Annotated in this window: 20 protein-coding genes and 1 riboswitch; of the genes, 8 read left to right on the top strand and 12 right to left on the bottom strand. The window is 67.1% G+C overall.

What is annotated here, in order from left to right; translation table 11 throughout:
- Positions 1-174: 174 nt before the first annotated feature.
- Together ACFX4F_RS01025 and metF are read right to left on the bottom strand one after the other, a co-directional pair.
- Positions 175-753 carry a DUF4124 domain-containing protein gene (locus tag ACFX4F_RS01025; protein ID WP_380651367.1) on the bottom strand — a complete coding sequence of 193 codons (579 nt, stop codon included), beginning with the start codon at positions 751-753 and terminating at the stop codon, positions 175-177.
- A 41-nt stretch (positions 754-794) separates the two neighbouring features.
- Positions 795-1,622 (bottom strand): methylenetetrahydrofolate reductase [NAD(P)H], encoded by an 828-nt coding sequence (metF, locus tag ACFX4F_RS01020; protein ID WP_099820290.1) that lies wholly within the window; start codon positions 1,620-1,622, stop codon positions 795-797.
- 203 nt (positions 1,623-1,825) lie between these two features.
- Between metF and ACFX4F_RS01015 the strand changes: the two genes are divergently transcribed.
- Genes ACFX4F_RS01015 through ACFX4F_RS01005 form a run of 3 tightly spaced genes read left to right on the top strand, consistent with a single transcriptional unit; the run spans position 1,826 to position 4,576 of the window.
- A complete protein-coding gene (locus tag ACFX4F_RS01015; protein WP_380651364.1) occupies positions 1,826-2,761 on the top strand; it encodes an alpha/beta fold hydrolase in 936 nt (311 codons plus the stop codon).
- 37 nt (positions 2,762-2,798) lie between these two features.
- Entirely contained in the window at positions 2,799-3,848 is a 1,050-nt protein-coding gene (locus tag ACFX4F_RS01010) for a sensor histidine kinase (protein WP_380651373.1), read from the top strand.
- Complete coding sequence (locus ACFX4F_RS01005) at positions 3,845-4,576, top strand: LytR/AlgR family response regulator transcription factor (RefSeq protein WP_380651361.1); 732 nt, start codon at positions 3,845-3,847, stop codon at positions 4,574-4,576. The genes ACFX4F_RS01010 and ACFX4F_RS01005 overlap by 4 nt, the downstream gene beginning before the upstream one ends.
- A 23-nt stretch (positions 4,577-4,599) precedes the next feature.
- Here the strand turns inward: ACFX4F_RS01005 and ACFX4F_RS01000 are convergent, their stop codons facing one another.
- The 3 genes from ACFX4F_RS01000 to ACFX4F_RS00990 are packed head-to-tail and all read right to left on the bottom strand — an operon-like array spanning position 4,600 to position 7,702.
- Complete coding sequence (locus ACFX4F_RS01000) at positions 4,600-5,889, bottom strand: sensor histidine kinase (RefSeq protein WP_380651358.1); 1,290 nt, start codon at positions 5,887-5,889, stop codon at positions 4,600-4,602.
- Positions 5,886-6,560 carry a response regulator transcription factor gene (locus tag ACFX4F_RS00995; RefSeq protein ID WP_380651370.1) on the bottom strand — a complete coding sequence of 225 codons (675 nt, stop codon included), beginning with the start codon at positions 6,558-6,560 and terminating at the stop codon, positions 5,886-5,888. Before ACFX4F_RS00995 ends, ACFX4F_RS01000 begins: the two co-directional genes overlap by 4 nt.
- Before the next feature lie 17 nt (positions 6,561-6,577).
- Entirely contained in the window at positions 6,578-7,702 is a 1,125-nt protein-coding gene (locus tag ACFX4F_RS00990; RefSeq protein ID WP_380651355.1) for a type 1 glutamine amidotransferase domain-containing protein, read from the bottom strand.
- Positions 7,703-7,807: 105 nt separating this feature from the next.
- Here ACFX4F_RS00990 and ACFX4F_RS00985 point away from each other — a divergent pair, with 105 nt between their 5' ends.
- Entirely contained in the window at positions 7,808-8,365 is a 558-nt protein-coding gene (locus ACFX4F_RS00985; protein ID WP_380651352.1) for a DUF3228 family protein, read from the top strand.
- A gap of 111 nt (positions 8,366-8,476) precedes the next feature.
- Positions 8,477-9,112: an energy transducer TonB gene (locus ACFX4F_RS00980; RefSeq protein ID WP_380651349.1), complete on the top strand. Its 636-nt coding sequence runs from the start codon at positions 8,477-8,479 to the stop codon at positions 9,110-9,112.
- 66 nt (positions 9,113-9,178) lie between these two features.
- Here ACFX4F_RS00980 and ACFX4F_RS00975 read toward each other — a convergent pair whose 3' ends face one another.
- The 5 genes from ACFX4F_RS00975 to ahcY all read right to left on the bottom strand — a co-directional run bounded on the left by ACFX4F_RS00975 (position 9,179) and on the right by ahcY (position 14,222).
- On the bottom strand, positions 9,179-9,673 hold the full coding sequence (locus tag ACFX4F_RS00975) for a hypothetical protein (protein WP_380651346.1): 495 nt from the start codon (positions 9,671-9,673) through the stop codon (positions 9,179-9,181).
- On the bottom strand, positions 9,673-10,146 hold the full coding sequence (ybaK, locus tag ACFX4F_RS00970) for a Cys-tRNA(Pro) deacylase (RefSeq protein WP_380651343.1): 474 nt from the start codon (positions 10,144-10,146) through the stop codon (positions 9,673-9,675). Before ybaK ends, ACFX4F_RS00975 begins: the two co-directional genes overlap by 1 nt.
- A gap of 171 nt (positions 10,147-10,317) precedes the next feature.
- Positions 10,318-11,688, bottom strand: a complete 1,371-nt coding sequence (locus ACFX4F_RS00965) for an XVIPCD domain-containing protein (protein ID WP_380651340.1) — start codon at positions 11,686-11,688, stop codon at positions 10,318-10,320.
- 49 nt (positions 11,689-11,737) lie between these two features.
- A complete protein-coding gene (locus ACFX4F_RS00960) occupies positions 11,738-12,523 on the bottom strand; it encodes a lysozyme inhibitor LprI family protein (RefSeq protein ID WP_380651337.1) in 786 nt (261 codons plus the stop codon).
- Between the two features lie 253 nt (positions 12,524-12,776).
- Complete coding sequence (ahcY, locus tag ACFX4F_RS00955; RefSeq protein ID WP_180166765.1) at positions 12,777-14,222, bottom strand: adenosylhomocysteinase; 1,446 nt, start codon at positions 14,220-14,222, stop codon at positions 12,777-12,779.
- Positions 14,223-14,258: 36 nt separating this feature from the next.
- Positions 14,259-14,341: riboswitch (S-adenosyl-L-homocysteine riboswitch) on the bottom strand.
- 123 nt (positions 14,342-14,464) lie between these two features.
- Here ahcY and ACFX4F_RS00950 point away from each other — a divergent pair.
- Entirely contained in the window at positions 14,465-16,981 is a 2,517-nt protein-coding gene (locus tag ACFX4F_RS00950) for a S9 family peptidase (protein ID WP_380651333.1), read from the top strand.
- A 341-nt stretch (positions 16,982-17,322) separates the two neighbouring features.
- Positions 17,323-20,034 (top strand): phosphoenolpyruvate carboxylase, encoded by a 2,712-nt coding sequence (gene ppc / locus ACFX4F_RS00945; protein WP_380651330.1) that lies wholly within the window; start codon positions 17,323-17,325, stop codon positions 20,032-20,034.
- A gap of 67 nt (positions 20,035-20,101) precedes the next feature.
- On the opposite strand, the gene ACFX4F_RS00940 is transcribed toward ppc, so the two are convergent.
- Both ACFX4F_RS00940 and metK read right to left on the bottom strand, forming a co-directional pair.
- Positions 20,102-20,608, bottom strand: a complete 507-nt coding sequence (locus ACFX4F_RS00940; RefSeq protein WP_025876535.1) for an acyl-CoA thioesterase — start codon at positions 20,606-20,608, stop codon at positions 20,102-20,104.
- Positions 20,609-20,749: 141 nt separating this feature from the next.
- Positions 20,750-21,961: a methionine adenosyltransferase gene (gene metK, locus ACFX4F_RS00935; protein WP_049468504.1), complete on the bottom strand. Its 1,212-nt coding sequence runs from the start codon at positions 21,959-21,961 to the stop codon at positions 20,750-20,752.
- Positions 21,962-22,274: 313 nt separating this feature from the next.
- Between metK and ACFX4F_RS00930 the strand changes: the two genes are divergently transcribed.
- Positions 22,275-23,112 (top strand): 1-acyl-sn-glycerol-3-phosphate acyltransferase (locus ACFX4F_RS00930; RefSeq protein ID WP_380651325.1); only part of this gene is annotated, 838 nt, incomplete at its 3' end.

Raw genomic sequence — 23,112 nt, 5'->3', positions numbered from 1 at the left:
CGCTACAGGGGGGCGGAGCCCCGCAATGCGGGGCTCTGACCTCCTCGCTCGAATCCGGGGTCGGAGCCCTTTCCGCTGGAAAGGGATCCGACCCCTCACCGCAGGCAGTAGATCCACGCCACGCGCGGACCAGTAGATCCACGCCATGCGTGGATGGCGGTTCCGCAGCACCGCTCACAACGTAATCCAGAAACACCCATATTGCCGCCGCAGCCCAAGCATGGTCGCTGCGCGCGTGGCGCTGCCTGGCAGGGTCTGCTCCAACCGCAACCCGATCGGATGTCGCCGCGCGGTCGGTAGCGGCTCCGTCTGCGAATCCTGTGCGGCGATGTCCTGGCCCTCGTCCAGATCCTGCCGCGGATACACCGGCACCACGTCCACCAGCGGCCGCCGCACCACCGATTCCAGCTGGCCAAGAATCCGCTGAGCGCCCGCATCGGACACCGCGCCCCACAGGTACAGCGAAGAGAGCCGGTTCACATCACCGACGGCGGCCGCCGTGTGCAAGGCCTGCACCAGTTCGCTCAAACGGCGTGGGCAGCTGCTGCCGAGGCTGTCGCGCTGCAGGGTGTTGCCGGAAGGCGCCGGCGGCGGACGCCGGGACTGCGCACCCAGGCTGTCGCAGGGACGGTCGGTGTAGACACTTTGCCCCTGCGGATCGGTGCAGCGGTTCAAGCGCGTGGACTGCGCCTGCGCGATGGCGCAGACGCCGGGCAGCAGCAGGAGCAGCAACAGGGACAGGGCGACCTTCATCGACGCAGCGTAGCGCCGATTGCGACAACGCAGCGTACTTTTCAGCCGCGCAGCAGCGTCAGTACCGAGACCGTCGGCTTGGCCAGGTTCAAGGTGTAGAAGTGCAGGCCCGGTGCGCCGCCTTCAACCAGGCGCTGGCACAGCTTGGCCACCACTTCGGCACCGAACGCACGCACCGATTCGGCGTCGTCACCGTAGGCCTGCATCTTGCGGCTGATCCAGCGCGGAATTTCCGCACCGCACTGTTCGGAGAAGCGGCGCAGCTGGCTGAAGTTGGAGATCGGCATGATGCCCGGGGTGATCGGCACCTGCACACCGAGCCGCTGCACTTCGTCGACGAAGTGGAAGTAGGCGTCGGGGTTGAAGAAATACTGGGTGATGGCCGCATCGGCACCGGCGTCGATCTTGGCCTTGAAGTGCTTCAGGTCGAGCAGGGCGTCCTGCGCCTGTGGATGCGTTTCCGGATACGCGCCCACTTCGATGCGGAAGGCATCGCCGTGTTCGGCGCGGATGAAGGCGATCAGTTCGGAGGCGTAGCGCATGTCGCCGGGGAAGCCCATGCCCGACGGCAGGTCGCCGCGCAGCGCGACCAGGCGCCGGCAGCCGATGGCACGGTACAGCTTGAGCAGTTCGCGGATCTCCTGGCGGGTGCCACCCACGCAGGACAGATGCGGTGCCGCATCGAAGCCGTGGTGCTGGTTGAGATGGCGCACGGTCTCGGAGGTGTAGCTCAGGGTCGAGCCACCGGCGCCGAAGGTACAGGACACGTACTCGGGGGCATACGCCTTCAGCCTGGCCGCGGCACGGTCCAGCTGGGTGCGCTGTTCGTCGGTCTTGGGCGGATAGAACTCGAAGCTGATGGCGGTCATGGCACGGGCGGCGGCGACGGGTGGGAATGAGTATATCGCTTCATCAAGATGGATGTTCAGTGGGTGGCCGGGTCAGGCCACCCCGGACAGACGACCGTTCGCCCCGCTGACGGGCCGTTGCTCCGTAATCGCAACCGGGGCACAGGAAGCGGAGCCACGCTGGCCCCATTCCCGGCACCACCCACCTGATGAAGGAGCAGACGATGAAGATCTTCCTGGCATTCTGGTACGCGATGAAGGCAATGGCCCGGCTGGCGATGGTCGGCATGGCGATGGCCGTGCTTGGCTCGGGCCCGGCCCATGCCACCGCCATCGATAAGGCCGCCGTCCCAAATACGGTGCGGATCGAGGTGGTCGGCAAAGGCCGTCCCTTGCTGATGATTCCCGGGCTCAACAGCAGTGCGGAGGTCTGGCGTGAGACCTGCCTGGCGCTGAAGGACGTGCAGTGCCATCTGGTGCAGCTGCCGGGTTTTGCCGGTGCGGCGCCTGCCGATCCGCGCCCGGCGGATTTCCTGCCGGCGATGCGTGATGAACTGCTGGGCTATCTGCAGGCGCAGCACCTGTCGAAGGTTGCCGTGATCGGCCACAGCCTGGGAGGCGTGCTGGCAATGCAGATGGCACTGAAGGCACCCGATGCCGTCGGTCCGCTGGTGATCGTGGATTCGCTGCCGTTCTATGCGGCGGTGATGAACCCGCAGGCCACCGCGCAGAACGTGGGGATGATGGCCGGGCAGCTGCGCGAAGGCCTGCTGGCGGCCGATGAGGCCGGCTTCAATGCACGCAACGACGCGATCGCCAAGGCCCTGACCCGCAGCACGCAGCATCTGCCGGAGCTCCAGCGTTGGGGGCGCGACAGTGATCGCACGAGCATGGCCGATGCGATGTACTCCATGCTGGTGCGCGATCTGCGTGAGGACATCGCCGGTATCAATACGCCGGTGCTGGTGCTGGGCAGCTGGGCCGCTTACCAGCCGATGGGTGGTACGGAAGCCAGTACTCGTGCGCAGTTCCAGGCGCAGTACGCGAAGCTGCCGGGCGTGCAGATCGAGATGAGCGCACAGGGCTACCACTTCCTGATGTGGGATGATCCGCGCTGGCTGCAGGCACAGCTGCGCCGCTTCCTTGCCGCGCATTCCTGATCGTTGCATGCCCTTCCTTCCACCGCTGAGGCTGCCTTTGGACGCAACCACGCCATCCCGCCGCTTCTGGACCCTCAACGCGCTGGCGTGGGCAGGCTATGCGGCGTACAGCCTGTGGCTGGGGGTGCGTGTCGGCGGCGGCACGCTGTTCAGCGGCGTGGTGTTGATTTCCCTCAGCATTGCCGTGTCCCTGTGGTTGTGCAGCGGCGCGCTGCGTTCGGTCGCGCTGCGGCAGCGCTGGTGGGATGGCAGTCTGGGCAGCCTGGTGCTGAAGCTGGCCGCTGGCGTGGTGGTCGGCGCCAGCATCGCACAGGGGCTGACGGCGGCCTTGCTGCTGCCGGCACTGACCATGGGCTGGGTGCAGTTGCCCGGTGGGCATGCCGATTACCAGCTGTCGTCGGTCGTGCTGTACTGGATGAACACCGCCCTGTTCCTGTTGATGTGGACGGGCCTGTGGGCGGGCCTGCATGGCCTGCGCCGCGCGCGCCACAGCGAGCTGGCGCGGTTGCGCGCGGAGGCGGAGCGCAGCGCCCTGGAGCGCGATGCGTTGCGTGCGCGGCTGAATCCACATTTCATGTTCAACGCATTGAACAACCTGCGCGCGCTGATCCTGGAGGACCCCGAGCGTGCCCGCGACATGGTCACCCGCCTGTCGCGCACGCTGCGCCACGCACTGGCCCACAACCGCAGCGAGCAGGTGACCCTGGCCGAGGAACTGGCAGTGGTCGATGACTACCTGGCCATCGAGGCGATCCACTTCGAACAGCGTCTGCAGGTGCGGCGGGAGATAGCGGCAGAAGCGGTGCAGGCACATCTGCCAGCGATGGCGCTGCAACTGCTCGTTGAGAACGCAATCAAACATGGTATTGCCAGCCGCGCGGGCGGCGGTGAGGTGCATATCCGCGCGTCGCTGGAAGATGACCTGCTGCGCCTGCAGGTGGACAACCCGCTTGGCAGCGGCAATGAACCCACCCCTGGCCATGGTGTCGGCCTGGCCTACCTGCGCACGCAACTGGGTACGCGTGGCCGTTTCGCCCTGCAGCCGATCGGCGACCGTATGCAGGCCCTGCTGGAGATTCCGCAATGACGGCCGTGCTGCGTGTGTTGATTGTCGACGATGCTCGGCTGGCGCGGCAGGAGCTGCGTACGCTGCTGTCGTCGCTGCCCTGGGTGCAGTGCGTGGGCGAGGCCGACGACGTGCCGGCCGCGCGTGAAGCCATCGCCACGCTGGCACCGGACCTGGTGCTGCTGGACGTGCAGATGCCCTCCGGCAGCGGCTTCGATGTACTGGACGGGCTGGAAAGGGTGCCTGCGGTGGTGTTCGTCACTGCCTATGACAGCTACGCAGTACGCGCATTCCAGGCCAACGCGCTGGACTACCTGGTGAAGCCGGTGGAAGCCCCGCGCCTGCTGGAGGCGCTGGAGCGTGCACGCCAGCATGCGCAGCTGAGTACCGAAGCTCCAGGCGGTCACGGCACATTGGGCGCGCAGGACCAGGTGTTCGTGCGCGAAGGCGAGCGCTGCTGGTTCGTGGCCGTTGCCGAGATCCGCCGGTTGGTGGTGGATGGCAACTACACGCGGCTGTGGTTCCGCGACCAGAACGCGTTGCTGGCCCGCAGCCTGAGCGCGTTGGAAGCACGCTTGCCGCCGGATCTTTTCTTCCGTGCCAACCGCAACACGCTGGTCAACCTGCGGCGCATCCGTGCGGTCGCGCCGAGCATCGGCGATGGTTACGATCTGGCGCTGGATGATGGCAGTGAAGTCGAGGTATCGCGGCGGCAGGCACGGGAGCTGCGCGAGCGTATGGCGCTGTAGCCGGCGCCATACGGTTGGGCGAATCATCCCGGCATCGGCAAGCCGCGCAGGATCGCCCGCACGCCAAGGGCGTGTCGTTCGATCCGCAGCTGCAGGCCATGGTGATCGCACAGGCGACGCATGATCTCCAGGCCGAGACCGCTACCAAGGCTGTCCTGGCCTTTTTCAAAAGGGCGTGGATCGGGCCAGTGGCCAAGGGATGCGTCGCTGCCAGTGCTGTTGTACACCGACAGTTCGCCTGCTTCCATGCTGATGCGCACATGTCCCAGCGGTGTATGGGCGAAGGCATTGCCGATCAGATTGGCCAGCACCACGCGCAGGGCCGGCTCCGGCGCGCAGAGCGCCGCATCGTCGGTCACTGTCATCTGTACCTCCACTGGCCGTGCGCCGAGCAGAGGAGCCTGTTCAACGATGACCCGCTCCAGCAGCGGTATCAGACGCACCTGCGCGGCGGGTGGCGCCTCGTCCTCGCGAGCCAGGGCCAGCAGTGCCGCCACCGCCTGCTGAAGCTGCAGCGCGGACAGGCGGATATGCTGCAGGTGCTGCTGCCCGCGCTCGGACAGCCCGGGTTCGTGCAGCAACTGGCCAGCGGCGCTGGAAATCACTGCCAACGGTGTGCGCAGTTCGTGGCTGGCATCGCGGGTGAAGGCGTGTTCGCGGGCAACAAAGGCGGCCACCCGGGCGGACAGCCGGTCCACGGCACGCGCCAGCACACCGATCTCGTCATCGTCGAAGTGAGCAGCCAGCGCGGTGTCTTCCCGTGGCAGCAGTGGCAACGCCTCCACGTGCGCTACGAGCGAGTACAGAGGGCGCGTGCCACGGCGCGCAAGCCACACGCCCAGCAGGATCGCCAGCAGCACCATCACCAGCGCGGTGCCGGCCAGCAGGGCCACCACGCCATCGCGGATCGGGCGCACCGCCAGTTGAGAGCTGACCTCGGCGATCAGCCAGGCAGGCCGTGACGGCGGTGGCGGATCCATGCGTCGCACGTGGTAGTGCCGGCCCTCGTTGCCGCTGAATTCAGAACGCCACGGCTCCTGGGCGAATGCGGTCTGCAGATCGCTTGGGAACGCGGCCGTGTCCTGATACAGACGGATGGCCGCATCACCCGGCTCGCGCCACCGCCCCGTAGCTGCATGGACGGCAAGCTGCGCCTTCGCTTCACGGGCCAGCTGTGCATTGAAAACGCTGTCTTCCACGGCGTACATGAAAACCAGCGAATACAGCCCGAACACCGTGGCAATGAGCAGGGTGAAGGACGTGAATGCGACGACCAGGCGGCGGCGAAGGCGCTGGATCGGCCGCCGCTTCATGGCGAGGCCTCCAGCCGGAAGCCGACGCCGTGCACGGTGCGCAGCATCTCACCGTCGAATGGCCGGTCCAGTACCTGGCGCAGCAGGTACAGATGCGAGCGCAGCGGATCGGAGGGGGGCGCTTCATCTCCCCACAGGCGTTGTACCAGTTCGCTGCGGGTGACGGTGCGTGGCCAGGCCTCGGCCAGTGCCAGCAGGATGCGCCGTGGAACCTGCTGCAGCTCCAGCGCCGTGCCCGCGCGCCAGGCTTGGCCGCTGCGCCGGTCGATGCTCAACGCACCGATCTGCAGCAGGTTCGGTTGGCCCACGCGATGGCGCCGGGCGAGGGCAAGGCAACGGGCCAGCAGCTCTGCGTCGTCGAACGGCTTGACCAGGTAGTCGTCCACGCCGGCAGCGAACCCCTGCAGCTTGTCGTCGATCGCATCGCGTGCGGTCAGCATCAACACCGGCACATGACGGTCGCTGCATTCACGCAACCGCCGGCACAAGGTGATGCCGTCGATGCCTGGCAGTCCTACATCAAGCAGCAGTACGTCCGGTGGTGTTGCCAGTGCCAGCCGCAGGCCGACCTGGCCGTCGGCGGCGAAGTCGACCTGATGGCCCTGGGCCTGCAGCAGGTCGACGATGGCCGAGGCCAGCGGCAGGTTGTCTTCGATCAACAGCAGGCGCAGGCGCTCGGCGTCCATGATCAGGGCTGCATGCGGGCCAGGAGAGCCTTAGCTTCGTCCAGCTGCGGCTGCTTTTCCAGCAGTGCCAGCAACTGCTCGCGTGCCTGGGTCGTCCTGCCAAGGCGCCAGTGCGCATCCGCGATGGCCACGTCCAGTCGCGGTTCCTGCATGTGCGGGCGGGCCAGCTGCATGATGGCCAGTGCATTGGCGACCTGAGTGCCATCGGATGCGCCCTGCAGCTGCACGTACCCGAGCATGCCGATCAGCTCCACATGGAAATCGGTGCTGCGCTCTGCCAGCTGCCGCGCTGCGCTGTCATCGCGCTGTTGCAGGTGCTGCTCGACCAGGGCCATGCTGCGTTCGTCACGCCAGGGCTCGCGCGCTGCTGGAGTGCGACCACTGGCACGCACGAAGGCATCGGCGAGGGCCGCGGTCGAGAACGGGTTCTGCCCGGTCAGCAGCCGGCCATCGACCACCACCTTGGGCATCATCAGCGGTGCCTCCTGCCAGTGCGCCCCCAGTTCGCGCATGCGCGGCTCCAGCTGGAAGCTGAACTCCTTCGCCCAGCGCTTGCCGAACTGGGTTTCCTCTTCCTCGGTGAAACCGGTCATCGCCCTGCCCTGCACAAGCGGGCGTCCATTGCCCAGGCGCACCTCCGCCAATGCCGCGGGGCCGTGGCAGACGGCGGCAACGACGCCGCCCTGTTCCCAGATGCTGGCGATGGTCTGCTGCAGGGCGGTGTCGCCGGGCAGGTCGAACATCGCGCCTTTTCCGCCGATCACCAGCACGCCCTGGTAATCGGCGGCACGAAGCTGTTTTGTGGGAAGCGTGGCCGCCAGCTTGGCAACGGCCTGCTGATCGGCAAGCAGCGCGGCATTGAATGCTTCGGCGGGGTTGTACTTGTCTGCCTCCACGGAACCGCCGCGGGGGCTTGCCACATCGATGGCAAAGCCGTTGCGCTTGAGGATCAACCAGGCTTGGGCGAACTCGTCCATCTCGAAACCCGGACGGCTCTTGCCCTGGTCGCGGCCCTCGCTGCTGACCACCAGCAGCACGCGCGGCGGCTCTGGCGGAGCGGGGGCCGCAACAACGGCCAACGGCAGCAGGACCAGCGCCAGCAGATGGCTCGGGTGGAATCGGAACATGCTCGTCTCTCCTTGGGTGTGCGGCGCAGTCTGCGCGGCAGATGTGAAGCAGACTTCAAGCACGCCGGCGGTTAACCTGAGTTCCTGTTTCCGCATGACATCGCCATGTCCATCGTCCTCACCGATTTCGCCCGCCCCCGCCTGTTCCCCCGCGTGCCGCGCGGCAACACCATCCAGGACTGCAGCGCCGAGCAGTTCGAGGCGCACCTCAACGCGCATCCGCCTCTGAAGGTGCTCGATGGCTATGCACCGTTCTGCAAACTGTTCGTGTACGAGAACTGGACCAGCACACGCTGCCTGACGGTGCCGATCACCGACGCCAACCGCCACCAGCTGCGCAGCGGCTACGAGGCGCGCAACCGCGAGGAGCTGCCGGTGCTGGTGCGCTGGTTCGAGGGCGTGGAATCGCCGCGTGCCAACTATCTGGTGGTGATCCTGTACAGCGCCGAGCAGTTGGCCAAGGAGGGCTCGCCCATTGATGCGGACTGGGGCATCGTCGGCTGCATCTACACCGCCGAACCGGAAGAAGTGCCGATGGCACCGATCACGATGATGCGCAATGCGCTGGGCGTGGAGGAGGGGGGCTCGGGCGTGCCGCTGGATCGCGAGGCCTACCAGCGCGCGGTGGCATTCTGGGAGAGCAACGCCAACTGGCGGCCGTGACCGGTCGCTGTCATCCACGCATGGCGTGGATCTACAGACGGATCCACGCCTGACATGCCGGTTCGCGCGGATGCCCTATGATCGGGCAGGCAAACGCACGGAGGGCGGGGCATGGGTATCGGGGCAAGGATCATTCCGCTGCTGCTGGCAGGCATGTTGCCGGCTGCCGCGGTGCTGGCGGCAACGCCGGGTGCTGAGACGGCCTGTTCGCCGCTGGCGGCCGTTTCCGGGTTGCGCGATGCGGGGGTGACCTCGCTGTCGATGCAGCCAAGGGACGGTCGTTGCGTGGTCGAGGTGATCGCGGCCGATGGCAAGGCGCTGCGTCGGCAGCAACAGCTGCTGGTGGTACTCGCCCAACAGGCGTGTGCAGCGCCCGCAGAGGTGACCGTGGACGAGGCGAGGGTATCGCTGCAGCTGCGCCTGCCGAAGCACTGTGCGGCTCGCAGCAGCCGCGACCTGTTCGCGGGCGAAGGTGTCCCCTGGACACTGCCGCGCGGAAAATTGCCGCGCTATCCGCGCGAAGCCATGGAGCAGGGCCTCTCCGGCCGCAGCCTGCTGAAGGCGCTGATCGATGCGCAGGGGACGGTTGCCGCTGTCGTTGTCGAGCGGTCCAGCGGCCATGCGCTGCTGGATGAGGCGGCGGTGGACGAGTTGCGCGGCTGGCGTTTCATCCGCACGGATACGAAGGGCACGGCGCCCGAGTTGAGCATTGCGCGCGTGCCGATGCGCTATGAACTGGTGGAGTAGCGGCCATACACGCATGGCATGGATCTGCCCCGTGCGCGAGGTAGTAGAGCCACGCCATGCGTGGCTTCAATCATCGGTCGCAACGATCCACTCCCACCACGGGTAGTGGTACTCGCGGTCGGTGGCATCCCAGTGCCGGCTGCAGCTGGTGCAGGCCACCCGATGCCGGTCGCCCCAGCCATCCTCGGCCACGCCCTGTTCCAGCAGCCGCACATGCCCCTGTTCGATCAGCCGGCGTGGGTTGAAGAACAGATAGTCCGGATACAGCGCGCACAGGCAGCCGCTGCGTTCACGCCAATAGCGCAGGCGGCGCAGTGCGGCTTTCAGGTGCACATCGTTGCTGACCAGTGCCCCGCCCAGCTGCACGCCCTGGCAGGCCTGCTCGATCCGTTCGGCATGGGGTGCCAGTGCGTCAAGCGTAGTGGCACTGAACAAGCGCGCCAGCTGGCTGCTCGCCGCGTGGATACGGCTGGCATCGCGCGACAGCAGATCCTGCAGCAGCACGTCGGCCTGCGGATCATCCAGCCGCGGTGGCGGCGATGCGGACCATGGCCAGCGCATCAACGGGGCCTGCCGATCGCGGCGTAATGGCCGCCGGTCAGGTGCAGCAGGTCGGCGGGTGCCAGCTCGACTTCCAGTCCACGCCGCCCCGCGCTGACGTGCAACTGCGGCAGCGTCTGCGCGCTGGCATCAAGGAAGCTGCGCAGGCGCTTCTTCTGCCCCAGCGGACTGATGCCACCGACCAGATAGCCGGTTGCGCGCTGCGCGGCATCGACGGCGGCCATCTCGCATTTCTTGCAGCCGGCGGCTTCGGCCAGTGCTTTCAGGTCGAGCTGGCCGGCCACCGGCACGATCGCTACCAGCAGTTCGTGGGTTTCGGTGCTGGCCAGCAGCGTCTTGAATACCTGTGCAGGGTCCAGGCCCAGCTTTTCGACGGCTTCGCCGCCGTAGGATTCGGCATGGGCGTCGTGCACGTAGCTGTGCACGGTATGGGCGATCTTCTCGCGCTTGAGCAGGTTGATGGCCGGGGTCATGGGGGAATCGTAACGCGGCCTTTCCCTGCTGACTTGACCGAGGCTACTGCTGCATCGGCTGGTGATGGGAAGCGGCTCCCCGGCATCCCGGCGCGGGCAACTCATCACGTCCGCGATAGCCGGCAATAGATGGATCCACGTCATGCGTGGATCCACCCGATCCATCGCAGATCAGCGCGACATCGGCTGCTGCGCCTGTGCCTGTTCCTGCGCCTGCCGTTGTGTCTGTTCGGCGTTCAACGCTTCGCTCTGGCGTGTGCTGGACGGCAGGTCCTGGCCGACCGCCTGCGCAAGGTCGATGTAGGTGCGGTGCGCGGCAGGATCACCCAGCTGGCCCTGTACCGCGAACACGCCCTGGCCATCCGGGCGCGCCACCACGGTGTCCACCTGTGACATGCCGACGACCTTGGATTCGTAGGCGACCTGTCCAGCGGCATTTTCCAGCTGGCCGCGGTCATGGAACAGCGGCGAGAGCCCACCCTGGCTGCGCTGCTGTTCAAGCGCCTCCAGTTTCTCCACCACCTGCTGGTAGCGCGGATTGTCGGCGTGCCCGGGCGTGGCCATGCTCGGTGCTGCTGCGGGCGCCGCTGGTTCGGCCTGCTGCTGGCGCTGCTGGCTTGCCGCGTCCAGTGCGCCCAAGGTGCCGTTACCGGCTTTGCCGTCCACTGTCAGCTGGTGATCGCGCTGGAACTGCTGGACTGCCTGCAGCGTGCCCGGGCCAAAGTGACCGTCGGCCACCAGCGGTGCACCGTCCTTGCCCGTGTAGCCGAGGTCGGCCAGCTTCTGCTGCATGGCCTGCACTTCATCACCCTTTGTGCCGTTCACCAGCACGCCGCTGCCAGCCGGCGCACCGGGAGTGGTGGGCGAGCCGTGCGAGGGGGCATGGGTCTGGGCGATGCCCAGCTGGGTCATGGCCGTGTCGAAGCGTTCATCGCGGCTGGTCACGGCCGCAGGTGACTGGATGCCGTACTTGGTCGCATCGACGAAGGTCTGCACGTCGGCCCGGGTGGGGGGATCGCCGGCCTGTACGGTACCGCCCTGCAGCGTTTCCGCATTGCCGGACAGATAGTTGATGAACTGCGGGCCCATGCTGCCGAACTGGTTGTCATAGTCGGCCATGGCCAGCTGCAGTTCCGGGTTTGCCACGATGGCATCGGCGGCGGCCGGGTTGCTCGCACGCACCTTGGTGATGGCCTCGTCGACGCGCGCGATGGCGCTGTCCAGCTTGGCGTTGGTGAGCTGATCGATGTTGGCCTGCGGAATGGCCTGCAGCTTGGCGTCGAGCGCGGCCAGCTGCTGCGTGCTCAGCCCACCCTGCTGGGACAGCAGTTCGATGTCACCGTTGCTGAAGCCGTTGTCGCGCAGGAAGCGCCTGGCCTGGGGGTTGCCGCCGACGTCGAACTGCACCAGGCCGAACGAGTAGGTGCTGGTGCCCTCCTTGGCGTAGGAGAAATGGTCCAGATGGCGGGTGTTGCCGCCCAGTTCGGTGTTGAGGAACAGGGTGGACAGCTGCTCGCGGGTGAGGGTGGAATCCGTTGCCATGGTCATCGTCCTTCAATGAGGGAAAAGGTGCGGGCCCGCCTGGCGGATGTCAGCCGGCGCAGTGCTGCTGGGTGAAGCCGAGCAGCTGACGGGTGGCCTCGGTGCCGTAGGCGGCCGGCGCCGGTTCGATGGCGAACTGGCCGACCATCTGGTTGCTGCACAGCTGCACGTTGCGCTTGCCGCTGGCTGTTTCCTGGGTGCAGTTGGCCGCCAGCTGGGCGTTCTGCCCGCCGCCGATGTTGGTAGCCGCCGTGCAGCCCAGCAGGCGGCCTTCCTGGCCGTTTTCGCCCAGCAGCGTGTTGAAGGTCGCCAGCTGGCTGTTGGGGTCGCGCAGCACCAGCATGTCCACGCACTGCTGCTGGCCGTCGGGCACTTCGCAGGCGTCCTGGTCGACCAGGCCGTCGCGCGTGGCCGACAGCACCTTGAGGCGGTCGGCAACTACCTGTTGCAGGCAGTGCGCGTCGCTGCACAGGTCGCGCGTGTGCTGGATCCAGCGCTGCTGCTCGGCCTGCAGCTTGGCCTTGCCGGCGGCATCGAGGGTCTGGCTTGCGGTGGCTTCGGCCTTGGCCAGCTCGCCTTCCTGCTTCAACAGGGCGGGGTCGTTGCAGATCAGGGCCTGCACCGGCGATGCCGAATCGGCGCAGGTGGTGCTGCCGGCGCTCGCTGCGGGGGCGCTGGTCGCCCTGCCGTCGGTGTTGGCCTGTCCGCTGGCTGCTGCAGGCGTCGTGGCCTGGGCATCGCCGGACGGCGGGGTGCAGGCGGCCAGCAGGGCCACGCAGCACAGGGTCATGAGGGGCTTGATGGCGCGGGTCATACGTTCACTGCTGCGCTGCATGTCTATCCTTTGATGTCTGCGTCCTGGCGCATGGCCTGCGGGCGGCAGGCATGGGGCGAACCATGGAACTGGGGGGCCGTCGGGGGGAACAGAGCGTAGCAAGCGTCGTCGTAGGGCTCTGTGACAGCGCGCGCGGATCGGGCTGGCGGGCGCCGGAATGCAGAACGGGCGCCCGAAGGCGCCCGTCCGTGTGCATCCGTTGCTGGGGCCAGAGCCCTTTCCTGCGGAAAGGGATCCGACCCCGCGCACGGCATCAGTAGCGGTAATGATCCGGCTTGAACGGACCTTCCACCGGCACGCCGATGTAGTCGGCCTGTTCCTGGCTCAGGGTAGTCAGCTTCACGCCGATCTTCTCCAGGTGCAGGCGGGCCACTTCTTCGTCCAGCTTCTTCGGCAGCAGGTACACCTTGTTCTCGTAGCTGCCCTTGTTGGCCCACAGGTCGATCTGGGCCAGGGTCTGGTTGGCGAACGAGTTGGACATCACGAAGCTCGGGTGGCCGGTGGCGCAGCCCAGGTTCACCAGGCGGCCTTCGGCCAGCAGGAAGATCGCGTTGCCGTTCGGGAAGATGTACTTGTCCACCTGCGGCTTGATGTTGACGTGCTTCACGCCCGGGAAGGCGACCAGCGCATCGACCTGGATCTCGTTGTCGAAGTGGCCGATGTTGCAGACGATGGCCTGGTCCTTCATCGCGCTCAGGTGCTCGATGCGGATGATGTCCTTGTTGCCGGTGGTGGTGACGTACAGGTCGGCACGGCCCAGGGTCGACTCGATGGTGTTGACCTCGAAGCCTTCCATCGCCGCCTGCAGGGCGCAGATCGGGTCGATCTCGGTAACCACCACGCGCGCGCCGTAGGCACGCAGCGAGGCGGCGCAGCCCTTGCCGACGTCACCGTAGCCGCAGACCACGGCGACCTTGCCGGCCAGCATCACGTCCATCGCGCGCTTGAGGCCATCGGCCAGCGACTCGCGGCAGCCGTACAGGTTGTCGAACTTGCTCTTGGTGACCGAGTCGTTGACGTTGATCGCCGGGATCAGCAGGGTGCCGGCCTGCGCCAGCTGGTACAGGCGGTGCACGCCGGTGGTGGTCTCTTCGGAAACGCCCTTCCAGTCCTTGACCACGCGGCCCCAGTAACCCGGGCGCTCCTTGGCCACGCGCTTGAGCAGGTTCTTGATCACCTGCTCTTCGTGCGAGGCGGCCTTTTCGTCGACCCAGGTGCTGCCGTTTTCCAGCTCGTAGCCCTTGTGGATCAGCAGGGTCACGTCACCGCCGTCGTCGACCACCAGTTCCGGGCCGGTCAGGGTGCCGTCGGGAAGGGTGAAGGTCAGCGCGTCCAGGGTGCAGTCCCAGTACTCTTCCAGCGACTCGCCCTTCCAGGCGAACACGGGGGTGCCGGTGGCGGCGATCGCCGCAGCGGCGTGGTCCTGGGTCGAGAAGATGTTGCACGAGGCCCAGCGCACGTCGGCGCCGATGTCCTTCAGGGTCTCGATCAGCACCGCGGTCTGGATGGTCATGTGCAGCGAACCGGTCACGCGCACGCCCTTCAGCGGCAGCTCGGCCTGGTACTTGCGGCGGATCGACATCAGGCCCGGCATTTCGTGCTCGGCGATGTCCAGTTCCTTGCGGCCCCAGTCGGCCAGGGTGATATCGCGGATCTTGTAATCGCCTTCGGTGGAGAAGGTCTTGGCAACAGCATTCATGCAGTAGCTCCGGTTGTGGGCGAGCGGATGCTCGCATCTGGCCGGGCGCCGTTGTTGCAAAGCCACCTGGCCGAGCCTGGCCGGTCTCAGAGGATCCGGTCGCAGCGCCCCTCGGCAGGGGAGGATGCCCATTATATCGCGCCTCCGCTGTGACACAGCGATGACCCAACCATCGGCAGATGGGCGGATGTGCATGGCCTGTTAAGGTCGAGGGCTTCACGCAGCGAACAGGTGGAACAATGATGAGCACGCACGCACGCCGCAACCGGCGCTTGACCGGCCTGGTCCTGTCGATGGCCCTGCTGGCGGTGGTCCCGCAGGCCTGGGCCGCAGCCCCGCAGGTGGCACAGACCCAAGCGCAGGGCGTGACCGGCTACGAGCTGCCCTCGGCCGCACTGCAGGCCGTGGTCGACGCCCCGCGGGCGCCGTCGCTGTACCTGTCGCCACGCCGCGATGTGGCCGCGCTGATGCAGATGCCGTCGCTGCCGTCGATCCAGGTGGTGGCACAGCCGGAGCTGAAACTCGCGGGCCTGCGCATCAATCCGAAAACCTTCTCCGACAGCCGCTTCAGCTTCGGCCAGAAGCTGTGGCTGATGAATGTGGCCGACGGCAAGGAGCGGCAGATCAGCGGGTTGCCGGCGACGTTGTCGATTGCCAGCCTGACGTGGTCGCCGGACCAGAAGTGGCTGGCCTTCAACCAGGTCGATGCCGCTACCGGTGCCAATGAACTGTGGCTGGTGGACGTGGCCGGCGGCAGTGCCCGTCGTTTGGTCGCCGGCCTGAACACCGTCCTGGGCAGTGGCTACCAGTGGTTGCCGGACAGCCGTGGGTTGGTGGTGTTCACCCGCCCGGCCAACCTGGGCGCCGCGCCGGCCGCGGATGGCATTCCGACCGGCCCGGCCGTGCAGCAGACCAGCCAGGGGGGTGGCGTGGTCTCCATCCGCACCTATCAGGACCTGTTGAAGAACGAAGCCGATGCGCGCCAGTTCGATTACTACGCCACCACCCAGCCGATGGAGGTCAGCCTGGACGGGCAGCACCGCGCCATCGGTGCGGCCGGCATCTTCATGGGCTTTGCGGTCTCGCCCGACGGCCGCTTCGTGCTCAGCCAGCCGGTGCAGCGCCCGTACTCCTACGTGGTGCCGGTGAGCAGTTTCCCGCGCCGCATCGAAGTGCTCGACCGCAGCACCGGCAAGCTGGTGCATACCGTGGCGGTGCGTCCGCTGGTGGAAGGCCTGCCGACCGGCAACGATGCCGAAGTGACCGGCGTGCGTGACATCAGCTGGCGCGGCGACGCCGATGCCACCCTGGTGTGGGCCGAAGCGCAGGACGGCGGCGACCCGAACAAGGAGGCCAAGGTGCGCGATGCGGTGTTCATGCAGGCCGCACCGTTCGACACGCCGCCGGTGACCCTGGCCCAGCTCGGCAGCCGCTACGCCGGCATCAGCTGGGGCCGTGGCGACCTGGCCCTGCTCAACGAATCGTGGTGGAAGACCCGTCGCAGCAAGACCTGGTTGATCGCACCGGACAACGCCAGCGCTGATGCCAGGCTGCTGTGGGACCGCGATGCGCAGGACCGTTACGCCGATCCGGGTCGCCCGCTGATGACCAGCGATGACCGCGGCCGCTCGTTGCTGCAGACCACCGCCGATGGTGGCAGCCTGTACCTGGCCGGGGCCGGTGCATCGCCGGAGGGCGACCGTCCGTTCGTTGATCGCTTCGAGGTGGCCAGCGGCAAGGCAACCCGCCTGTTCCATTCGCAGGCACCGACCTACGCCGCGCCGGTGACGCTGCTGGATGCGCAGGCCAGTTCGCTGCTGATCAGCCGCGAGAGCCCGGATGAACCGACCAACTTCTACGTGCAGTCGCTGGCCGACACCAACGCTGCACCGCGTGCACTGACCCATTTCGCCCATCCGCTGCCGCAGTTGAAGGGCGTGCAGAAAGAGCAGATCCGCTACAAGCGCAAGGATGGCGTGGACCTGACCGCGACCCTGCTGCTGCCGCCGGGCTATGACCCCAAGCGCGATGGTCCGCGGCCGCTGCTGATGTGGGCCTACCCGGGTGAGTTCAAGAGCGCGGCGGCCGCCAGCCAGGTGACCGATTCGCCGTACCGCTTCAACGCGATCAGCTACTGGGGCCCGCAGGCGTTCCTGGCCAAGGGCTATGTGGTGCTGGCCAGCCCGTCGATGCCGATCATCGGCGAAGGCGACAAGGAACCCAACGACACCTACATCGAACAGCTGGTGGCCAATGCGCAGGCTGCAGTGGACGAGGTGGTGCGTCGTGGCGTGACCGATCGCGATCACATCGCCATCGGTGGCCATTCCTACGGTGCGTTCATGACCGCCAACCTGCTTGCGCATACCCGCCTGTTCAAGGCCGGCATCGCCCGCAGCGGGGCCTACAACCGCACGCTGACCCCGTTTGGTTTCCAGGCCGAAGAGCGCAACTACTGGCAGGCGCAGGACGTGTACCAGAAGATGGCGCCGTTCAATTACGCCGACCGGATCAAGGATCCGATCCTCTTCATCCATGGCGTGGACGACAACAACTCGGGCACCTTCCCGCTGCAGAGCGAGCGCATGTTCGCTGCGGTGAAGGGCTTGGGCGGCACGGCCCGCCTGGTGATGCTGCCGAACGAATCGCATGCCTACCGCGCACGCGAATCGATCATGACCATGCTGGCCGAAAGCGAGCGCTGGCTGGAGCAGACCCTGGGCCCGGTGCAGCAGGACAAGGCCAGGAAGAAGCGCTGACCCGCATGAGGGCGGCCCCCGCAACGGGGGCCGCCTGTGCGGTTGCGCCGCCGCCCGAGCATGGGCCCGGGCGCTACACGGTATGGCGCGTGATGACGTCTGTAGAGCCGAGCCCACGCTCGGCTGCTTCTGCTGCGGATACGTGCGGCTGCGCCGCCGCCCGAGCATGGGCTCGGGCGCTACACGGTATGGCGCGTGATGACGTCTGTAGAGCCGAGCCCACGCTCGGCTGCTTCTGCTGCGGATACGTGCAGATGAAACCATTTCCGCATCGCAGCATCGTGCGTAATCTGGTTTAGGCTTGGGGTCTGGATACGTTGACCGAGGCCTGTGCGTCGCCGATGAACGAGTACCGCAGCAGTATCGAGTTCGCTTCCCCCGATCTTCCCCTGCGTGACGATGTGCGCCGTCTCGGTGCACTGGTCGGCGACCTGCTGGTCGAGCAGGTGTCGGCCGCTTTCCTCGATGACGTCGAGGACGTGCGTACGCGTGCCATCGCCCGCCGCGAGAACCAGGCGCCACTGTCCGAGCTGGCCGATGGCCTGGCCGGGCGTGCGCCGCAGCAGGCCGAGACCATGGTGCGGGCGTTCAGCACCTACTTCCAGGTGGTCAACATCGCCGAGCGCGTGCATCGCATCCGCCGCCGTCGTGACTACCAGCGCGCCGTTGCCGCCGCACCGCAACCCGATGGTCTGCAGGATGCCTTGCAGCACCTGAAGGCGCAGGGCGTCGGCCTGGACGAACTGGCGCAGTGGCTGCCACGCATCGATATCGAGCCGGTATTCACCGCGCACCCCACCGAGGCCGTGCGCCGCGCGCTGCTGGAAAAAGAGCAGCTGATGGTGGCCAGCCTGGTCGACAACCTCGACGGTCAGCGCACGCCGGGTGAGGCCGCCGCCGACGCCGCGCGCTTCCGCATGGCGTTGACCGCCTCGTGGCAGACCACCGATTCCTCGCCGGTGCGTCCGACCGTGGACGATGAGCGCGAACACGTCGGCTTCTATCTGGTGCAGGTGCTGTACCGGGTCATCCCGGTGCTGTACGAATCGCTGCAGCAGGCGCTGCGTGATACCTACGGCGAGGAACTGCCGTTGCCACGCCTGCTGCGTTTCGGCACGTGGGTGGGCGGCGACATGGACGGCAATCCCAATGTGGATGCGCACACCATCCGCAACACGCTGGATGCACAGCGCGTTGCCGTGCTGGGCCAGTACCAGAAGGAACTGCTGCAGCTGGCCAGCCTGCTCAGCCAATCCACCGAACGGGTGGGGGTGAGCGATGCACTGCAGGCGCGTGTCGCCCACTACCAGCAGTTGCTGCCGCAGGTGCAGTCGCGGCCACGCCATGCCGACATGCCGTACCGGTTGCTCAACGACCGTATGCGCGCACGCCTGCAGGCTACGCTGGATGATGCCGACGGCGCCTATGCCGGTCCGGACGAGTTGATCGACGACCTGCAGCTGATCCTCGACAGCCTGCGCGCGAACCGTGGCGAACATGCCGGCGGCTTCGCCGTGCAGCGCCTGCTGTGGCGGGTGAAGACCTTCGGCTTCCATCTGGCGCGGCTGGATGTGCGCCAGGAATCGAGCGTGCATGCGCGCGCGCTGGCGGCCGTGCTGGGCGGTGACGCGGCATGGGATGCGTTGGATGCAGCCGGTCGCGCCCGCCTGCTGGCGCCCCATGCCAGTGGTGAAGCACCCCTGCCGGTTGGCGATGACGAGGGCAACCAGCGCCTGGATGCGGTGTTTGCCGCATTGGCCGATGCGCGCATGCGGCATGGTGGCGATGCGCTGGGCAGCTACATCATCTCGATGGCGCACGACCGTGGCGATGTGCTGGCGGTGCTGGCGCTGGCGCGTCGTGGTGGCCTGGTCGATGACGCCGGCGACGTGCCGCTGGATATCGCGCCGCTGTTTGAAACCGTGGACGACCTCAAGCGTGGCACTGCAACACTGCGCGATCTGCTGGCCGATCCGGTGTACCGCGCGCATCTGCGTGCACGCGACGACGTGCAGATGGTGATGCTCGGATACTCGGACAGCAGCAAGGACGGTGGTATTGCCGCCTCGCGCTGGGGCCTGCAACGCGCGCAGGTGGAACTGCTGGAGGTCGCGGCCGAAGCGGGCCTGCGCCTGACCTTCTTCCATGGCCGCGGTGGTTCGATCAGCCGCGGTGGCGGCAAGACCACGCACGCGGTCGATGCTTCGCCCCGCGGCAGCATCGATGGCCGCCTGCGGGTGACCGAACAGGGCGAGGTGATCCATCGCAAGTACGGCATCCGCGCGCTGGCGCTGCGTTCGCTGGAGCAGGCCACCGGTGCGGTACTGCGCGCCAGCCTGCGCCCGCGTGCCGCCGAGCCGCGCGAGGAGGACTGGCGGCCGGTGATGGACGTGGTCGCCGGTTCCAGCAGCGAGGTCTATCGGGCGTTCGTCGGCCAGCCGCGTTTCATGGACTACTTCCGTACCGCCACGCCGATCGATGTGATCGAACGGATGACGCTGGGTTCGCGGCCGTCGCGCCGGCTCGGCCAGGATGCGGCGTTGACCAACCTGCGTGCGATTCCATGGGTGTTCGCCTGGAGCCAAGCGCGCGCAGTGATTCCGGGCTGGTACGGCGTCGGCAGCGGCCTGCAGGCGGCGGTGGATGCTGGCCATGAAGCCACGTTGCGCGAGATGGCGCGGGACTGGCCGTTCTTCCGCACCTTCCTGGATGACATCGCGATGGTGCTGTCCAAGGGCGATATCACCATCGCCGAACAGTTCTCGCGCCTGTCAGGCGAGCTGCACGATGCGTTCTTCCCGCAGGTCGAGCGCGAACTGGAACTGACCCGGCACTGGCTGCTGGCGCTGATGGAGCAGCAGACCCTGTTGGACCACGACGCGCGGCTGGCGCTGTCGATCCGCCTGCGCAACCCCTATGTGGACCCGATCAGCGTGCTGCAGGTAGACCTGCTGCAGCGCTGGCGCGAAAGCGGGCGCGAGGACGACGACCTGCTGCGCGCGCTGGTGGCCTGCGTGAATGGTGTTTCGCAGGGCGTGCAGAACACCGGGTGAAATGCATCCGCCGGGCATGGCCCGGCGCTACCCGCTTCGGTGGGTGCGGGGCTTGCCCCGCACGCCTTCATTCTTCCGGTGACGGCGGATTCGACGCCAGCAGTTCCAGATGCCGCTGTTCCATTTCCTGGCGCAGCTGGCGGCGGATCAGTGCGGCGGCCTGGCGGCGCTTCTCGTCCGAGCTGGCCGGCTGCAGTGACGGAACCGGCGTCGGCCGGCCGTCCTCGTCCACCGCCACCATGGTGAAGAAGCAGCTGTTGGCGTGGCGCACGCTGCGCTTGAGGATGTCCTCGGCCACCACCTTGACGCCGATTTCCATCGACGAAGTGCCGGTGTAGTTCACCGAGGCCAAGAAAGTGACCAGTTCACCCACCGCAATCGGCTGGCGGAACACCACCTGGTCCACCGACAGGGTGACCACGTAGCGGCCGGCATAGCGGCTGGCGCAGGCATAGGCGACCTGGTCGAGCAGGCGCAGGATCGCGCCGCCGTGGACCTTGCCGGAGAAATTGGCCATCTCCGGCGACATCAGCACGGTCATGGACAGCTGGTGGGATTTGAGTTCGGTCGACATGCGGCGATTGTATCGGGCACGCATCGCCCTTGTAGAGCCGAGCCCATGCTCGGCTGCTCTTGGTGCAGGCAAAAAGAAAGCCGAGCACGGGCTCGGCTCTACAGAAAGCAGAAGGGCCGCTTGCGCGGCCCTTCGTGTTTCTTACTTCAGCTTCGCATCGGCGCGCAGGGCGGCGGCGCGATCGGTCTTCTCCCAGGAGAAGGCCGTGGCGTTGACGGTCTCGCCTTCGCCGTTGATGTAGCTGAACTCCTTCGGCTTGCGGCCGAAGTGGCCGTAGGCGGCGGTCTGCTGGTACATCGGGTGCACCAGGTCCAGCATCTTGATGATGCCGTACGGGCGCAGGTCGAAGTGCTTGCGGATCAGCTTCTCGATCTTGTCGTCGCTGATCTTGCCGGTGCCGAAGGTGGTGACCGAGATCGAGGTCGGTTCAGCCACGCCGATGGCGTAGGAGACCTGCACTTCGCAACGGTCGGCCAGGCCGGCGGCCACCACGTTCTTGGCGACGTAGCGGGCAGCGTAGGCGGCCGAACGGTCGACCTTGGATGGATCCTTGCCGGAGAACGCGCCACCACCGTGACGGGCCCAGCCGCCGTAGGTGTCGACGATGATCTTGCGGCCGGTCAGGCCGCAGTCGCCCACCGGGCCGCCGATCTCGAACTTGCCGGTCGGGTTGATGTGGAACTTGGTGCCCTTGTGCAGCCACTTGGCCGGCAGCACCGGCTTGATGATCTCTTCGCGGACGGCCTCGATGAGGTCCTTCTGCTTGATGCCCGGGGCATGCTGGGTCGACAGGACCACCGCGTCGATGGCCGAGACCACGCCGTTTTCATAGCGCAGGGTGACCTGGCTCTTGGCGTCCGGACGCAGCCAGGACAGCGGCGAGTTGCGCTTCTTGCGGATCTTGGCCTGCTGCTCGACCAGGCGGTGCGACAGGTGGATCGCCGCCGGCATGTAGCTGTCGGTTTCGTTGGTGGCATAGCCGAACATCAGGCCCTGGTCGCCAGCGCCCATTTCTTCCGGCTTCTTGCGGTCAACGCCCTGGGCGATGTGCGGGGACTGCTTGCCGATCAGGTTCAGTACGCCGCAGGTGGCGCCGTCGAAGCCGACGTCGGAGCTGTCGTAGCCGATGTCCACGATGACCTTGCGGGTCAGCGCTTCCAGGTCGATCCAGGCGCTGGTGGTGATTTCGCCGGCAACGATGGCAACGCCGGTCTTGACCATGGTCTCGCAGGCCACGCGGGCGCGCTGGTCCTGGGTCAGGATCGCGTCCAGCACCGCATCGGAGATCTGGTCGGCAACCTTGTCCGGATGGCCTTCAGAGACCGACTCGGAGGTGAAGAGGTAGCTGGACATCAGGCTTAATATCCTTTGATTCGGATGGAAAGATGGGCGCGAATGATACACGGGGTGCGCCGCCTGTGCATTGTGAACCGGTATGGGTTGCCGGTGGTTAAGGTGTTGTGCCCGGCCGGGCAAGGCCTGGCGGGCATTGCGGGGGCATGGTGCACAGGCAGTGTTCCACTGGCGTGACCATTGCCGCCGCCGCCAGGCCCGGAGGGGCCGGTGCAGGCGCCGTCATCATTCTGCCGCCAAACCGCCATCTGGCTGCCGCCTGCCGGGCGCAGGCTCTCGGCCAACCCGGCCGCCGGGCAGGAGTGGACACGCCATGCAGGAACTCGAACAGCGTCTGCAGCAACGCTATCCCGACTGGTTCCATGGCCGTCGCGGCCAACTGGCCCGGCCCCTGCTGCGCAGCGTCGGACGCTGGTCGCGGCTGGACCGGATCGAGGCGTTCCTGCGCCGCAACGCCGACGTGCGCGGCTTCGACTTCGTCGCCGCCGGGCTGGAGTTCATCGAGGGTCGCTACCACGTCGACCCTGCCGCGCTGGCGCGGATCCCGGCCACCGGACGCCTGTTGATCGTGGCCAACCATCCCTCCGGCGCGCTGGATGCCCTGGCCCTGCTGGATGCGGTCGGCCGCATCCGCCGCGACGTGCGCATCGTCGCCAACGATCTGCTGGGCGCGATCGGGCCGCTGCAGGACCTGCTGCTGCCGGTCCGCATCCTCGGTGGCAAGGTCCAGCGCACCAGCCTGCAGGCGGTGGAGCAGGCGCTGGCGGCCGAGCAGTGCGTGATCGTGTTCCCGGCTGGCGAGGTCTCGCGGTTGTCGCTGCTCGGCATCCGCGATGGTCGCTGGCAGCGGGGGTTTGTCCGTTTTGCCCGCGCCGCCGCCGCACCGGTACTGCCGGTGCGGGTGGAAGCGCGCAACTCGGCGCTGTTCTACGGCGCGTCGACCCTGTTCAAGCCGGCCGGTACGGCCCTGCTGGCACGCGAGATGTTTGCCCGCCGTGGCCGGCCGCTGCGGCTGCGCATCGGCGAACCGATGCAGCTGGGGCAGGGTGACCCCGGCGCGCAGCTGCTGGCGGTGCGCCGCGCGGTGTACGCCCTGGGGCGCACTGCGCCGGTTGCCGAAGGCTGTCCGGCAGGGCCCGAGCCGCTGGCCG

This window comes from Stenotrophomonas sp. YIM B13575, from assembly GCF_042787595.1.
GTDB classification, from domain to species: domain Bacteria; phylum Pseudomonadota; class Gammaproteobacteria; order Xanthomonadales; family Xanthomonadaceae; genus Stenotrophomonas; species Stenotrophomonas lactitubi_B.
The sequence above is the reverse complement of the archived record's forward strand: the minus strand, read 5'-3'. Positions and strand labels throughout refer to the sequence as shown.